Origin of the sequence: Prochlorococcus sp. MIT 1011 (genome assembly GCF_047305235.1) — a bacterium.
In the GTDB taxonomy this organism is placed as follows: domain Bacteria; phylum Cyanobacteriota; class Cyanobacteriia; order PCC-6307; family Cyanobiaceae; genus Prochlorococcus_B.
This window is the reverse complement of sequence record NZ_CP138983.1, coordinates 190,800-205,643: the sequence shown is the minus strand read 5'-3', so window position 1 is coordinate 205,643 and position 14,844 is coordinate 190,800. Positions and strand designations below refer to the sequence as shown.

Annotated in this window: 14 protein-coding genes and 2 pseudogenes; 6 read left to right on the top strand and 10 right to left on the bottom strand. The window is 36.4% G+C overall.

The genetic code is table 11. From position 1 onward, the window contains the following. Positions 1-50 precede the first annotated feature (50 nt). Entirely contained in the window at positions 51-329 is a 279-nt protein-coding gene (locus SIB75_RS01070; protein WP_413683607.1) for a YciI family protein, read from the top strand. Here SIB75_RS01070 and lipA read toward each other — a convergent pair. Both lipA and cobJ read right to left on the bottom strand, forming a co-directional pair. After that, positions 317-1,186, bottom strand: coding sequence for a lipoyl synthase (gene lipA, locus SIB75_RS01065; protein ID WP_413683606.1), 870 nt, complete (start codon positions 1,184-1,186; stop codon positions 317-319). The genes SIB75_RS01070 and lipA overlap by 13 nt on opposite strands. 137 nt (positions 1,187-1,323) lie before the next feature. Beyond that, positions 1,324-3,105, bottom strand: a complete 1,782-nt coding sequence (gene cobJ / locus SIB75_RS01060; RefSeq protein WP_413684755.1) for a precorrin-3B C(17)-methyltransferase — start codon at positions 3,103-3,105, stop codon at positions 1,324-1,326. Between the two features lie 596 nt (positions 3,106-3,701). On the opposite strand from cobJ, the gene psaA reads away from it, so the two are divergent. After that, positions 3,702-6,008: a photosystem I core protein PsaA gene (gene psaA, locus SIB75_RS01055; RefSeq protein ID WP_413683605.1), complete on the top strand. Its 2,307-nt coding sequence runs from the start codon at positions 3,702-3,704 to the stop codon at positions 6,006-6,008. 21 nt (positions 6,009-6,029) lie between these two features. Then, the gene (gene psaB, locus SIB75_RS01050) at positions 6,030-8,258 is read left to right on the top strand and encodes a photosystem I core protein PsaB (RefSeq protein ID WP_413683604.1); all 2,229 of its coding nucleotides are present in this window, start codon (positions 6,030-6,032) and stop codon (positions 8,256-8,258) included. A 195-nt stretch (positions 8,259-8,453) separates the two neighbouring features. Here psaB and SIB75_RS01045 read toward each other — a convergent pair. After that, a pseudogene (locus SIB75_RS01045) lies at positions 8,454-8,576 on the bottom strand (photosystem I reaction center protein subunit XI); the annotation flags it as partial. Between the two features lie 2 nt (positions 8,577-8,578). Here SIB75_RS01045 and SIB75_RS01040 point away from each other — a divergent pair. Continuing rightward, positions 8,579-8,683 (top strand): annotated as a pseudogene (locus SIB75_RS01040) (hypothetical protein); the annotation flags it as partial. A 195-nt stretch (positions 8,684-8,878) separates the two neighbouring features. Here the strand turns inward: SIB75_RS01040 and SIB75_RS01035 are convergent. After that, positions 8,879-9,406 carry a photosystem I reaction center protein subunit XI gene (locus SIB75_RS01035; protein ID WP_413683603.1) on the bottom strand — a complete coding sequence of 176 codons (528 nt, stop codon included), beginning with the start codon at positions 9,404-9,406 and terminating at the stop codon, positions 8,879-8,881. 37 nt (positions 9,407-9,443) lie between these two features. Further along, positions 9,444-9,560 (bottom strand): photosystem I reaction center subunit VIII, encoded by a 117-nt coding sequence (locus tag SIB75_RS01030; protein WP_011295429.1) that lies wholly within the window; start codon positions 9,558-9,560, stop codon positions 9,444-9,446. Between the two features lie 136 nt (positions 9,561-9,696). Here SIB75_RS01030 and SIB75_RS01025 point away from each other — a divergent pair, with 136 nt between their 5' ends. After that, complete coding sequence (locus SIB75_RS01025) at positions 9,697-10,179, top strand: HEAT repeat domain-containing protein (protein WP_413683602.1); 483 nt, start codon at positions 9,697-9,699, stop codon at positions 10,177-10,179. Here SIB75_RS01025 and SIB75_RS01020 read toward each other — a convergent pair. After that, entirely contained in the window at positions 10,137-11,099 is a 963-nt protein-coding gene (locus tag SIB75_RS01020; protein ID WP_413683601.1) for a glycosyltransferase family 2 protein, read from the bottom strand. The genes SIB75_RS01025 and SIB75_RS01020 overlap by 43 nt on opposite strands. A gap of 19 nt (positions 11,100-11,118) precedes the next feature. After that, positions 11,119-11,925, bottom strand: a complete 807-nt coding sequence (locus SIB75_RS01015) for an NlpC/P60 family protein (RefSeq protein ID WP_413683600.1) — start codon at positions 11,923-11,925, stop codon at positions 11,119-11,121. On the opposite strand from SIB75_RS01015, the gene SIB75_RS01010 reads away from it, so the two are divergent. After that, positions 11,908-12,801 (top strand): serine hydrolase, encoded by an 894-nt coding sequence (locus SIB75_RS01010; RefSeq protein WP_413683599.1) that lies wholly within the window; start codon positions 11,908-11,910, stop codon positions 12,799-12,801. The genes SIB75_RS01015 and SIB75_RS01010 overlap by 18 nt on opposite strands. On the opposite strand, the gene SIB75_RS01005 is transcribed toward SIB75_RS01010, so the two are convergent. The 3 genes from SIB75_RS01005 to SIB75_RS00995 form a co-directional block, all read right to left on the bottom strand. Beyond that, positions 12,794-12,928 carry a hypothetical protein gene (locus tag SIB75_RS01005; protein WP_413389238.1) on the bottom strand — a complete coding sequence of 45 codons (135 nt, stop codon included), beginning with the start codon at positions 12,926-12,928 and terminating at the stop codon, positions 12,794-12,796. The genes SIB75_RS01010 and SIB75_RS01005 overlap by 8 nt on opposite strands. A 121-nt stretch (positions 12,929-13,049) precedes the next feature. After that, entirely contained in the window at positions 13,050-13,622 is a 573-nt protein-coding gene (locus tag SIB75_RS01000; protein ID WP_413683598.1) for a hypothetical protein, read from the bottom strand. Positions 13,623-13,713: 91 nt separating this feature from the next. After that, entirely contained in the window at positions 13,714-14,775 is a 1,062-nt protein-coding gene (locus SIB75_RS00995; RefSeq protein ID WP_413683597.1) for a hypothetical protein, read from the bottom strand. Between the last annotated feature and the right edge of the window lie 69 nt (positions 14,776-14,844).

Genomic DNA, 14,844 nt, shown 5'->3' with positions numbered 1-14,844 from the left:
GAATGCCCTTATTTATCAAGACAGAGAAGTTTAAAGATAAAACCTTAGAAATGTCTAATAGTGAAAGAAAAAAATTCTTATTAATGCATAAACAATGGGTCGAAGATATTAGAAAATGTGGCAATTACATTCATAGTGGATATTTAATAAATGAAGAAAAAAGGCCAGGCGGGGGCGGTTTATTAATTTTTGAAGCGAAGGATTATTTGACAGCAAAAAAAATCATAGGAAATGATCCCATGATTAAACATGAGTTAGTTATTTGGGATCTTCAAGAATGGATATCAATTGATGGAAGTCAACCCAAGTTTTCAAATCATCTTGGATGAGACATCATTAATTTTTTAACTTCTCCAGCATGATAACTACTTCTAGTTAATGGTGAACTAATAACCTGTAAAAATCCTAATTTATTTTCTCCCTCAATACGGTAACTATCAAATTGAGAAGGAGATACAAATCTATTAACAGGTAAATGTTTTGGTCCTGGTGATAAATATTGGCCAATAGTTACTATATCAACTTTATTTAAATGAAGATCAGATAGAACGTTCAAAATCTCTTCATCTGTTTCCCCTAATCCAGCCATTAAGCCAGATTTTGTATACACTCTTGGCCATCCTTCACGAACTCTTTTTAATAACTCCAAAGACCTTTCATATTTTCCCTGTGGTCTAACTCGTGGATAGAGCCTTGGAACCGTCTCGATATTGTGATTGAGAACATTTGGGGCCGCATCCAAAATAACTTTCAAAGCATCCCAATTTCCGCAAAGATCTGGAATTAAGACTTCAATAGAAGTAAAAGGAGATTTACTTTGAACAGCCTTAATACATTTCAAAAATTGACTTGCACCGCCATCTTCTAAATCATCACGATTGACGGAAGTTATGACCACATGAGTTAAGCCCATCCTAGAAACAGCTTCACCTAAACGATCAGGTTCTGATGGGTCTAATTGCCTTTTCGAATTATCAAAAGAGATATCGCAATAAGGACATTTCCTCGTACAAGCTGGTCCCATAATTAAGAAAGTAGCTGTACCTCCTGCGAAACATTCTCCAATATTTGGACAACTAGCTTCCTGGCAAACTGTATTGAGTTTTAAATCAACCAATAGATCAGCAACGTTGCCAATCCTTTCTTGCTGAGGGGCCTTAACCCTTAACCAGTTTGGTTTAAGCAAAATTCTTTTAATAACAAACTAACTTTAGAAAGAATTCAGAGATTGACTTGATTTTTTAACTTCTTCTACAGTTGATGAGCAAAAATAAACTTAAAACTAAGCATTGGATTTTCTAGTTCGTAGTAATCAACGAAAAATTAATTAGATAAATAGCCTCTTGGAGTTAAAAATTTATTGTTTTTGATAACACTCTGACTATTACCAATAACCAGAATCGTGAGCATATCGACCTGATCAAATGGCAAAGTTTCGAGAGTATGTAGTTCTATACTTTCCTCTGGCCTCCCAAGCTGTCGAGCGATGGCAACAGGTGTGCTTGGTTTGCGAAATTCAAGTAATAAATCAACCGTCTTTTTCAGCTGCCAATAACGTTTTATTGATTTTGGGTTGAATATTGCAAGAACAAAGTCACCAATAGCTGCACTTTTTATTCTCTTCTCAATTTGATTCCAAGGAGTCAAAAGATCACTTAAAGAGATGGAGCAAAAATCGTGCATAAAAGGAGCTCCTAGTTTTGCCGCAGCCATTTGAAAAGAACTAATGCCTGGATGAACTTGAAATAAAGGTCTTGAATCAACCCTTTCATTTAGCCAAAGTTCAAGCGCCAAGCCTGCCATTCCATAAATTCCACTGTCTCCAGAAGAAATCAAAGCAACCTTTACTCCCTGTTTCGCAAGATCAAGAGCATTTTGACAACGATCTTTTTCAAAAGTTAATTCTGAATCGATCCGAACCTGATCATGACGTCGTATAGCTTCCAAATAATTTAAGTAAGGGCCATAACCAATCCAAGCAGCACATCTAGCCAAAACTTGACGTGAGTCAGAAGTAAGCATTTCTAATTTTCCAGGCCCACTACCAATTAAATGCAATTCACCTTTATGGGGAGCAAAAGGTTTATCAAGCTCTACCAATGCAATAGTTACAGCCCCAAATTCATCCTCTTTGGCATAATGGATTTTTTTTTCTTGTATTAACCTTCCACTTTCTGCTCCCTGGGAAAGTGCTGCCGCCTCAGCTACTGAGGGAGTTCCCATTTCTTTTAACACTACATTTGAAGGAGTAGGGACCTTTACTTTTGAAAGTTCAAGAGCACTAAAAAAATAAATTGGCCATTCATTTTTTTTTGATAAATTCAATAATCCAATTTCATCATTTTTTTTATCAATCGTTGCAATACAAGCGATTGAAAGAAGTGATAAACCTTTTTCAGAAAAAGACTCATTGATTGCTCTTTTAATCAATTTTTCATCAGTATTTCTCTCGCAACCAATTCCGATGATTATTGATGATGGATGCCATGAACATATGCTGTTTTTCTCTTGACCTATATATAAATCGATATTTCCAGAAGATATCTGATCATCTTTCTCTAAAAAAGAAAAATTTGAGCAAGCTTTCAACTTATGCCATAGTTTTGAGCCTTTAGATTGAAAAACAACATTTTTTCTCTCTCTAGCTTGTTTAATCATTAAATTTCGCCAATCAACATTATCTCCTCCTCTTTCCCATCCCCAACCTTTGCCAAAACAATCCAAGGATATTTTTCTTTGAATATATGAATCTGAAGTAAAAATCGATTCTGCTTCTAAAGCTGCTGATAATTCATTTGCAAATCTATCGCCCCCTTGTTTATGGCCTCCCAAGAGAGGAATAATATTTTCAGCTTTTGAATCCATTACCAGTATCGCTGGATCATTTTCTTTGGAACTGACGAAAGGAGAAATGAGCCTAACTACTGCTCCGATTGAACCTATAAAAATTAATTGATTGTTTTTCTGCCAATGCTCTTTTAAAAAAGCTTTAGGCATTGCTTGAATCAAACCTGAAGCTTGTTCTTCGAATAAAAAATCTGATCTATCCGACATGAAAATGTGATCAACATGATTAGATGCCTTTAATCTCTCGAGCAAAGGCAAAGAACTCAAAGAAAATCCAAATGCAATTCTTTTTGGAGTGTTAACTAAAGGTTTTTCCAGAACAGAAATAAGAAACAGCTTTATTTTGATGCATTTCAATAAAATGCCCATCGAAAAGATTCGCTAATGATTAAAAAACAATTTTCAAAACCTAAAACAATAAGAGTATATTTGCCTATGAATAAGCACTCAAAGAGAGCCTAATAAGCGAAAAACATTACGATAACTAGGATAAATAGCTATTTGGATGAATCTTAATTTAAGATATCTATCACCAAAACTACCATCTGAAATTTCATTGATTCTTTATTTCACCTCTCAAAAAATTGAGGTTAAGCAAAGTTTTGAATTTCGAATTGACACAAAAATAAAAGTGTAGAACATTTGTTACACGTGACCGTAGTAACTGAATCTCTGTTTTATGATTGTGACATAACTAAAAACCACAAATTCAATTACCTTTCAAGGTAGGTCTTGAATTCCTAAATCTATCCGCGGAACTAGCTTTTTTTTATTAGTTTTTTCCTCTTAGATTTAACAACTAATCTGAAAAGATTACCCCCCCACCTCGATCACATTCCTAAAGGAATCACTCGATGACCATAAGCCCCCCAGAAAGAGAACAAAAAAAAGAACCAGTTCTCGATAAACCTATCGAAACTGATGCAATCCCTGTAGATTTTTCCAAGCTTGATAAGCCTGGTTTTTGGTCTAAAACCCTTGCCAAGGGTCCCAAGACTACAACTTGGATATGGAATCTTCATGCTGATGCGCATGATTTCGATACCCATGTAGGAGATCTACAAGAGACTAGTAGAAAGGTCTTTTCAGCTCACTTTGGGCATTTAGCAGTCATCTTTATTTGGATGAGTGCTGCTTTTTTCCATGGAGCTCGCTTTTCCAATTACTCAGGCTGGCTAGCCGACCCAACTCATGTAAAGCCTGGAGCGCAGGTTGTTTGGCCAATAGTTGGTCAAGAAATGCTTAATGCTGATTTGGGTGGTAATTATCACGGAATACAGATCACATCAGGAATCTTTCAGATGTGGAGAGGCTGGGGTATTACTAACGAAACAGAGTTAATGGCTCTAGCTATTGGTGCTTTGCTAATGGCTGCCATTATGCTTCACGGGGGTATATACCACTATCACAAAGCGGCTCCTAAGCTCGATTGGTTCAGAAATCTTGAATCTATGCTCAATCACCACATTGCTGGTCTTGTTGGTTTAGGTTCAATTGCTTGGGCTGGACATTGCATTCACATTGGTGCACCAACTGCAGCCATCATGGATGCAATTGATGCTGGTAAGCCTCTGATTATTGATGGCATTCCTATTGCTTCAATTGCGGATATGCCTCTGCCACACGAGCTTTGCAATCCTGCTATTGCTAGTCAAATATTCCCTGGTCTCGCTGGAAGAACAGTTGAAAATTTCTTTACGACTAATTGGTGGGCGTTTAGTGATTTTCTAACTTTCAAAGGTGGACTAAATCCGGTTACTGGTAGCTTATGGATGACAGATATTTCTCATCATCATTTAGCTTTTGGAGTTCTAGCTGTATTTGGCGGACATCTATATAGAACAATGTTTGGCATTGGCCATAGCCTCAAAGAAATATTAGATAATCATGCTGGAGATCCAATTCTTTTCCCTGCTCCAAATGGTCATAAGGGCATTTATGAGTTTTTAGCTAATAGTTGGCATGCTCAGCTTGGTTTAAACCTTGCAATGATTGGCTCCTTGAGCATCATTATTTCTCATCACATGTATGCGATGCCCCCATATCCTTACTTGTCGATTGATTACCCAACAGTCCTTGGTCTATTTACTCACCACATGTGGATAGGAGGTTTATTCATTGTTGGTGCAGCAGCTCATTCTGCTATTGCAATGATTAGAGACTATGACCCAGCTGTTCATATTGATAACGTTTTAGACAGAATTTTGAAAGCAAGAGATGCATTAATTAGTCATCTTAATTGGGCTTGCATGTTCTTAGGTTTTCATAGCTTTGGTCTTTATATTCATAACGACGTTATGCGAGCGTTAGGAAGACCTGCAGATATGTTCAGTGATACAGGAATCCAACTTCAACCTGTTTTTGCTCAATGGATTCAAAATATTCATCATTCAGCAGCTGGTTCTACCACTCTTGCTGGTGCGAACGTAAACCTTCAAAGTGGCTTGGTTAGCGAGGTCTTTAATGGTTCAGTAAGTCAAGTAGGTGGGAAGATTGGAATCGCTCCTATACCTCTAGGAACTGCTGATTTCATGATTCACCATATTCATGCTTTTACTATCCACGTAACCCTTTTGATTCTTCTAAAGGGAGTTTTATTCGCGAGGAGCTCCAGACTAATTCCTGACAAAGCAAATCTTGGATTTAGATTCCCATGTGATGGACCAGGAAGAGGAGGTACATGCCAAGTTTCATCTTGGGATCATGTTTTCCTTGGATTGTTCTGGATGTATAACGGCTTATCAGTAGTTATTTTCCACTTCTCATGGAAAATGCAAAGTGATGTATGGGGTCTTACCGGAGGAAACTTTGCTCAAAGCTCCATCACTATCAATGGATGGCTTAGAGATTTTCTCTGGGCTCAGTCATCACAGGTCCTTACAAGTTATGGGCAGCCTATAAGTATGTACGGTTTGATGTTCTTAGGAGCACATTTCGTGTGGGCATTTAGTCTGATGTTCCTATTCAGTGGTCGTGGTTACTGGCAAGAATTATTTGAGTCAATTATTTGGGCTCACAATAAACTGAAGTTGGCTCCAACTATCCAACCAAGAGCTCTATCTATTACTCAAGGTCGTGCAGTAGGGGCAGCTCATTTCCTTCTAGGAGGAATTGCTACAACTTGGGCCTTCTTCCACGCTCGCTTAATCGGTCTCGGCTGACCCTCTCTGATCTTTTATAAAATGGCAACTAAATTTCCATCTTTTAGTCAGGGTCTTGCTCAAGACCCTACAACCAGAAGAATCTGGTACGGCATAGCTACGGCTCATGACTTCGAAAGTCATGACGGTATGACAGAGGAACAGTTATATCAAAAACTCTTCTCTACTCATTTTGGTCACTTAGCAATCATTGGTCTTTGGGTTGCAGGAAATCTTTTTCACATAGCTTGGCAAGGAAACTTTGAGCAATGGGTTCTAGATCCAACTCATACTCGTCCAATTGCTCATGCAATTTGGGATCCTCATTTTGGACAAGGTCTTACTGATGCTCTGACTCAGGCAGGAGCAACTTCTCCAGTCAATATTGCTTACTCAGGCTTATACCACTGGTGGTACACAATTGGTATGAGAACTAATGAGCAGCTTTTCCAGGGTGCAATCTTTATCAACATTCTTGTCTGCTGGTTATTGTTTGCTGGATGGCTTCATCTTCAGCCTAAATACAGACCATCATTAGCATGGTTTAAAAATGCAGAATCTCAATTAAATCATCACCTAGCTGTTCTTTTTGGATTCAGCAGTATTGCTTGGACTGGTCATTTGATTCACGTAGCCATACCTGAATCAAGAGGAATACATGTTGGCTGGGATAACTGGTTAACTGTTATGCCTCATCCAGAAGGTCTAACTCCATTTTTCTCAGGAAATTGGGGAGCTTATGCTCAAAATCCTGATTCACTAGATGCAGTTTTTGGAACTACTCAAGGAGCTGGTACAGCTATATTTACATTCTTAGGTGGACTTCACCCTCAAAGTGAATCACTTTGGCTATCAGATATTGCTCACCATCATTTGGCTATAGGAGTTGTATTTATAATTGCAGGCCATATGTATAGGACTAACTTTGGTATTGGCCATAGCCTTAAAGAAATTGTTGAAGCACATAATACAAGTCACCCCAAAGATCCACATAAAGGTTATTTCGGCATAAAGCACAATGGACTTTTCGAGACAGTTAACAATTCACTCCATTTTCAACTTGGACTTGCACTCGCTTCTTTAGGTGTAGCTTGTAGTTTGGTCGCCCAGCATATGGGTGCACTTCCTTCATATGCATTTATCGCAAGAGATTACACAACTCAGTCAGCTCTATATACCCATCATCAATACATAGCAATGTTCTTGATGGTTGGTGCGTTCTCTCACGGAGCAATTTTCTTTGTCAGAGATTATGATCCAGAGCTGAATAAAGATAATGTATTAGCAAGAATCCTTAGTACAAAAGAAGCCTTAATTAGCCACTTAAGTTGGGTAACAATGCTTCTAGGCTTCCATACTCTTGGAATTTATGTTCACAACGATGTAGTTGTAGCCTTTGGTACTCCTGAAAAGCAAATTCTTATTGAACCAGTGTTTGCCCAGTTTGCACAGGCTGCTAGTGGAAAAATGATGTATGGATTCAATGCGTTGCTAGCAAATGCATCAAGTTCTGCATCTATAGCTTCCAATTCCATGCCAGGTAATCACTACTGGATGGACATGATCAATAGACCAGATGCACTAACCAATTTCTTACCTATTGGACCTGCCGATTTCTTGGTTCACCATGCAATTGCATTAGGACTTCATACAACTGCTTTGATTCTTATCAAAGGTGCTCTTGATGCTAGAGGAACAAAACTAATTCCAGATAAAAAGGATTTAGGATTTGCTTTCCCTTGCGATGGTCCAGGCCGTGGTGGTACTTGTGATAGTTCTTCTTGGGACGCTACTTATCTAGCAATGTTCTGGGCCTTAAATACTATTGCTTGGATTACCTTCTATTGGCATTGGAAACATCTAGCAATTTGGATGGGCAATACAGCTCAATTCAATGAATCTGGCACCTATTTAATGGGTTGGTTTAGAGATTATCTATGGCTCAATAGCTCTCAGCTAATTAATGGATATAACCCATTTGGTGTAAATGCTTTATCTCCATGGGCTTGGATGTTCTTATTTGGTCATCTCATTTGGGCTACTGGATTTATGTTCCTCATCTCTTGGAGAGGTTATTGGCAAGAACTTATTGAAACTCTCGTTTGGGCTCATCAAAGAACTCCAATAGCTAATTTAGTTGGTTGGAGAGATAAGCCTGTTGCATTATCAATTGTCCAAGCACGATTAGTTGGTTTAACCCATTTCACAGTTGGAAACTTTGTAACCTTTGGAGCCTTTGTTATCGCATCTACTTCTGGTAAGTTCGGATAAATCCATAACAAAAGCTTCCAATCAAAGAACACTGTCTTCATAAACAGTGTTCTTTTTTTGGGAACTAATATTGATGAAATTAGATATTGTTATTTCAAATAAAAATAGATCAATAAATATAAATTCAAGCTTTTGACTCAAAATCAGTAAATTTAAATAAATAATTTAGAGAATTAAAAATATTTTCTAAAAAATTTAAGCTCCAAGTAAATGATATTCCTTAATCAAAGGGAGAACAGTATCTAAATGCAAAGTACCAATTAACAACCAAGCAAAAACAACACCTCCTGTACCTCCCAACCAAAAACCATTTGTAAAAATCAATTGTCCAAGCACGATTAGTTGGTTTAACCCATTTCACAGTTGGAAACTTTGTAACCTTTGGAGCCTTTGTTATCGCATCTACTTCTGGTAAGTTCGGATAAATCCATAACAAAAGCTTCCAATCAAAGAACACTGTCTTCATAAACAGTGTTCTTTTTTTGGGAACTAATATTGATGAAATTAGATATTGTTATTTCAAATAAAAATAGATCAATAAATATAAATTCAAGCTTTTGACTCAAAATCAGTAAATTTAAATAAATAATTTAGAGAATTAAAAATATTTTCTAAAAAATTTAAGCTCCAAGTAAATGATATTCCTTAATCAAAGGGAGAACAGTATCTAAATGCAAAGTACCAATTAACAACCAAGCAAAAACAACACCTCCTGTACCTCCCAACCAAAAACCATTTGTAAAATCATTCCATCCTGCTCGAGTAAATAAATCAGAAGGAGGATTAGCTACTGTTGCATCAGGGGGTTGGACATTAGGCGACTTGCCTGCAGCATTGTAAAGAATAAAAAGAGCAGTCAGTATTTGAATTGCTCCCACGCCGCCAAGTAAACCTGCTGTTAAGGCAAAATCAGTATTTCTAAGAGGCCCTGTCATAGAGAAAGGACCAAAGAGTAAGTAGCCAAAAATTGCTCCTGTTTCGAGGCCTCTGAAATTTGGCGACAAGCCCTGTCTATAAACAGGAAGATTATTTATAACCATCTTTGTAAACCAACCACTGTTCACTGGGGTTTGAAGATTACCAACAGTTGGGTCTGAGACTGTTTTCACAGCCCACTTTTGCATAAGTGTTTCTTGAGATTTAGTCATGGGCTAAAAGAATTGGTAGAAAATTAAGTTTTTGAAATTACTCAGTAGCTGTTATGTACCTACCAATCAAAACAATGAAAACGGCTGGACCCATTATTCCAACTAATGGAATCAGAATAGCGGGAAGCAAACTTGAAGCTAGTTCACTAGTCATTACTTATTTCAATAAATCCACTTATATTTTATAGAATTATGATCTAATCAAACCAAATACAACCCATTGATGACATAAAAGTTCAATCCGTTTATCTTCTTTTACGAAGATGCATCATTAAAAAGGTTTTCTCATCATGAATCAAGTTTTTGCTGGTGGTTTAGCTCTAATTATTGCTTTCATCCTTTGGAGTTCAAAAAAACAATCCAAGGCATCAGCTTTTTTTAAGTCTCAAAAAGATTCTTTTACAAAGGCAAAATTATCATCAGCCTCTTTGGTAATCGAAAAGAGTTTACAAAATAAAAAATCACCCAAACTAAATAATAAAAAATCAGAGTCTTTTAAACCTCAACTTTCACTTAATTCAATAGAAACAAAAAAACAATTAACTAGATTAATCTCTAGCAACCCAAATGATCGTCTTTTAGCTATTCAAATTGCTAGTCAATGGAAGAATAATAAATCATTGCCTTTTTTAAGAAGAGGATTAAGGGATTCTGATAGTAGAGTTGTTATTGCATCTGCAGCTGGCATTTCATCTTATAAAGGAAAAACTATTGATTTACATAAAAAACCTCAAACTTCTCGTCCGCCTCGGAATGTATCTCTAATGCGATAAATTGGTCTATTTTGACTTTCATGATAAGTCCGGATCTGAAGCTCTCCAAGCAATCCAAACCCAAAAAGTTGGACTCCAGTCACTGCAAGAAGTAAAGAGAAAATGAGTAAAGGTCTATTACCAATATCTTCTCCTAAAAGTTTGATGATTAATAAGTAAAAACTTGTTATGAAGCTCCCAATAATTGCAAGAATTCCACCAAAACCAAAAACATACATAGGTCTAGTTAAAAATCTATTCATAAACCAAACAGTTAACAAGTCCATTAAGACTCTAAAAGTTCTATCTATTCCATACTTACTAGACCCAAATTGGCGGGCTCTATGGTTTACTTTGACCTCCGTAATTCTAGCTCCTTCAATATTTGCGAGGACAGGCAAAAACCTATGCAATTCTCCATACAATCTCATATCTGTCAGTACTTCTTTCCTATAAGCCTTTAAAGAACATCCATAATCATTAAGTCGAACATCAGTAACCTTCCCGATTAACCTGTTAGCAATTTTTGAAGGAAGCTTTCTACTTATAGCGGCATCTTGCCTTCGATATCTCCATCCACTTACAAGATCAAATCCATCCCTAATCTTATTAACTAATAAAGGAATATCTTTAGGGTCATTTTGCAAATCACCATCAAGTGTGACGACTATCTCACCAGAAGAAATATCAAATCCTGCTGCCATAGCTGCAGTCTGTCCATAGTTTTTACGAAGCATAACTCCAACTAATTCTGGTATCTCAAAGCTTAGTTTTCTAATTACCTCTGCGCTGTTGTCTGATGAACCATCATTTACTAAAACTAATTCAAAAGTTTCTTCCATAGGCTCTAAAACTTCTAATAACTGATTAACCAAAAAAGGAAGACTTTCTTCTTCGTTATAGATAGGAACAACTATTGATAAGGTGACATTAGAATTCATTAAAAACTCCTCATAATGGTCAATTAATCTTCTTTAGAGTTTTTTCACTCTGATAAGAAGACATCACTCTTCCAGCAGATCTAAATTTAGATCTATAAAAAGAAGCAATTTTTCCAAGGTTCGGGTGAAATAAACCGTCAATCTCTATTCCATTATGCCCATCAGTTACCCCAGAACTGTGAATATAAAAACCATTCTCAATATGTAATCCCACATGTGTACATTTTTCAGAAGATCCAAAGAAAAGCAAATCACCAGGTATTAATTTTTCGCCTAAAGTTTCAATATCCAATCCTACATTTTTACAGAATATTTCCTGCTGATAAGCATCTCTTGGTATCCAAATACCTGAACTTGCAAAAGCAGATTGAACCAAACCAGAGCAATCAAAATTTGGACCTATAGTTCCACCCCACAAATACTCATTATTATTTTTTTTCGCAGCCTTAGTCCAAGACAAAATCCTAGGTATCTTAGAAATAATTTTCTCTTCAGTGAAAAATTCAGATTCCCAGGATTCTATTCTTGAAGCTTGATGAATTAATTCAGAAAATCTAAACCAACAAATATAGTCATCTTCCAAAAGACGCACTTTAACTCTATCGATAATTTCTTTATTTTTATAATTAGATTTAAAACAATCAATCAATTGAAAACTCCTACCAATACTTGCTTGAGTAACTAATTCATCACTATTTGGACTTTTCAATCCATCAATATTTACTCTGAGTTTCCATAAACTTCCCAAAACAAATGAAGCTTTAGTTAGCAAAACCTCTAAGGTCATATTGAATTCTTCTCGAGCGCTATGGCGTTCTACCGACAAGACCCTGAGATGGCATATTGCCTGAAAGGTCTCCTCGATAGATTTGAAAAAGAAGGTCGACCAAACCTTCAAGAAAACATTGCAATAACATGCATCCGCTATGACAAGAAAAGTCCATCTACATCTAGTGGATATGGAACAGGGTGGAATTCAAACAGAAATTTTTATCCTGCAAGCGTTGTAAAGATAGTTTATGCATTAGCGACTCACGTATGGCTTCAACAAGATTTAATTGTTGACTCAGAAGAACTTAGAAGAGCATTACATGAAATGATCGCAAACTCTAATAATGACGCCACAAGTTATATTTTAGATCTTTTAACAGGTACAACAAGTGGTCCATCTCTAAACAAGTCAAACTATCAAGCATGGACAATCCAAAGGCAATTAATTAACAACTGGTTAGAAGAACTTCAATGGCCTGAAATACAAAATTGGAACTGTAGCCAAAAAACTTGGAATGAAGGTCCTTTTGGAAGAGAAAAAGACTTTTATGGAGAAAATAATAAGAATCGAAACAGTATGACAACAGACGGAAGTGCCAGAATTTTTGAATCATTAATGACTAAAGAGATGCTTCCAAAAGTAGCAAGTGAAAAATTGATAAAAAATTTCCTTCGATCACTCGATCCATTTATTCGTAAGCAAGATTTAAATAATCAAGTAGATGGTTTTTTAGGCGAAGGTCTTCCTTATGCTTCAAAGCTATGGAGCAAGGCAGGTCTAATGAGTGAGGTTCGCCACGATGTCGCATGGTGGGAAGCACCCAATAAAAATCCTATGCTTGTAGCTGTTTTTACTATTGGGGAAAAATTAGTGAAAGATAGATTTCTACTTCCTGCTATAGGAAGTGAGTTAAATAAATTAGCTATCTAGCAATTAGTAAGATACCTGCAAATAAAATAGAACCCACAATGAATCCCACCCCTAAAAGAACAGCAATTATTGGGGTATTCAAATAAACAGATATTGTTGCGAGTTGATTACCCTTAGCTTCTGTCACCTTAAAAACTCCTAAAAAATATTTTTTATTCAATCATATAAACATCCCATTGAACTAAAAAGGTAGAAGAGAGAAAAAAATTTATAAAAAACTGATTTATTTCTTATTTTTTCAAATAAACTCAAAAAAAGTTAGATTTAGATTTCTTTGTATTTGAAATGGAGACGTCATTTTTAATTTCTATTTCTTCCAATTGTTCTTCATCTAATTCAGATATTTGATCTTTAGCGATATTATCTTCTGATTTTAATGAATCTTCGTTATCTGATAAATCCTCAGTTGATATATTTATTTCTTCTTTTGCAAAATCTTCTTCACTTTCAGAATTAAAATTAATATCAATAATTTGATTCTCCTCTGAGATTATATTTGATTTTTTGGTGTCTGTTTGAACAAGTTTATCTTTAAAAGCTACAGAAAGTGATCCTAGATTAAAGTTAAGTTGAGACCCCTTTAAAGTAGACAGAACAATTAGTGAAGATATAATTACTATAATTAATAAATTAGATATTAATCTTTGAATAGGAGGCCATAATAATGTTATTTTTGCTACTTCTTTTTGTTTAGATAAGGCGCTAGAAGATTTGCCAAATTCTAAAAATATATCTTGATTAATCCAGCCTTTATTTGCTTTGCTATAAGGAGATTCACTTTTAGTGAATTCAAGAATTTCTTGTAATCGGTCTTTAAACACAGTTTAATATCTTTTGGGAAAAGTTAAAAACGCAAACATAGCAGAAACTCATGATCAAAACTTAATTTGGATAAGATTTTTGAAAATTGAATTAGCCAGAAATAAATACCATTGCAGAGACAAGAAAAGCAGAAGCCAATATACCTACAGCAACTATTCCAACAATTTTACCTGTATCTAAAGAAACTGAAACTGTCAACAGTTCAGTCCTGGAGTCACGCTTTTTCTGAGGATCAAGTTGCTTTACTGAAATAGCTTTCTTATCTGCTGCTGCTTTCTTATCTGCTGCAGCCTTTTTCTCTGCTAAAGCTTTCTTATCTGCTAAAGCTTTCTTATCTGCTAAAGCTTTCTTATCTGCTAAAGCTTTCTTATCTGCTAAAGCTTTCTTCTCTGCTAAAGCCTTTTTCTCTGCTAAAGCTTTCTTCTCTGCCGCAGCTTTCTTATCTGCTAAAGCTTTCTTCTCTGCTAAGGCTTTCTTATCTGCTGCAGCCTTTTTCTCTGCTAAAGCTTTCTTATCTGCTGCAGCCTTTTTCTCTGCTAAAGCTTTCTTATCTGCTAAAGCTTTCTTCTCTGCTAAAGCTTTCTTCTCTGCTAAGGCTTTCTTATCTGCTAAAGCTTTCTTCTCTGCTGCAGCCTTTTTCTCTGCTAAAGCTTTCTTCTCTGCCGCAGCTTTCTTCTCTGCTAAAGCTTTCTTCTCTGCTAAAGCTTTCTTCTCTGCCGCAGCTTTCTTCTCTGCTAAAGCTTTCTTCTCTGCTAAGGCTTTCTTATCTGCTAAAGCTTTCTTATCTGCTAAAGCTTTCTTCTCTGCCGCAGCTTTCTTCTCTGCTGCAGCCTTTTTCTCTGCCGCAGCTTTCTTCTCTGCTGCAGCCTTTTTCTCTGCCGCAGCTTTCTTCTCTGCTGCAGCCTTTTTCTCTGCCGCAGCTTTCTTCTCTGCTGCAGCCTTTTTCTCTGCCGCAGCTTTCTTCTCTGCTAAGGCTTTCTTATCTGCTAAAGCTTTCTTCTCTGCTGCAGCCTTTTTCTCTGCCGCAGCTTTCTTCTCTGCTAAGGCTTTCTTATCTGCTAAAGCTTTCTTCTCTGCCGCAGCTTTCTTCTCTGCTGCAGCCTTTTTCTCTGCCGCAGCTTTCTTCTCTGCCTGAGCTGTTTTCGCTTGCACTTTAAATCCAAAATTTTGCCTATTCAAGCATCCTGATCACAATGATTTTAAAAATATTGGCTAGTTGCA

Excerpts from the sequence above, each read along its gene's own strand:
- SIB75_RS01030 (WP_011295429.1), bottom strand. The coding sequence starts at position 9,560 with ATGACTAGTGAACTAGCTTCAAGTTTGCTTCCCGCTATTCTGATTCCA.
- SIB75_RS01020 (WP_413683601.1), bottom strand. The coding sequence starts at position 11,099 with ATGAATTCTAATGTCACCTTATCAATAGTTGTTCCTATCTATAACGAA.
- SIB75_RS01025 (WP_413683602.1), top strand. The coding sequence starts at position 9,697 with ATGAATCAAGTTTTTGCTGGTGGTTTAGCTCTAATTATTGCTTTCATC.
- psaA (WP_413683605.1), top strand. The coding sequence starts at position 3,702 with ATGACCATAAGCCCCCCAGAAAGAGAACAAAAAAAAGAACCAGTTCTC.
- SIB75_RS01035 (WP_413683603.1), bottom strand. The coding sequence starts at position 9,406 with ATGACTAAATCTCAAGAAACACTTATGCAAAAGTGGGCTGTGAAAACA.
- SIB75_RS01010 (WP_413683599.1), top strand. The coding sequence starts at position 11,908 with ATGGCGTTCTACCGACAAGACCCTGAGATGGCATATTGCCTGAAAGGT.
- psaB (WP_413683604.1), top strand. The coding sequence starts at position 6,030 with ATGGCAACTAAATTTCCATCTTTTAGTCAGGGTCTTGCTCAAGACCCT.
- SIB75_RS01070 (WP_413683607.1), top strand. The coding sequence starts at position 51 with ATGTCTAATAGTGAAAGAAAAAAATTCTTATTAATGCATAAACAATGG.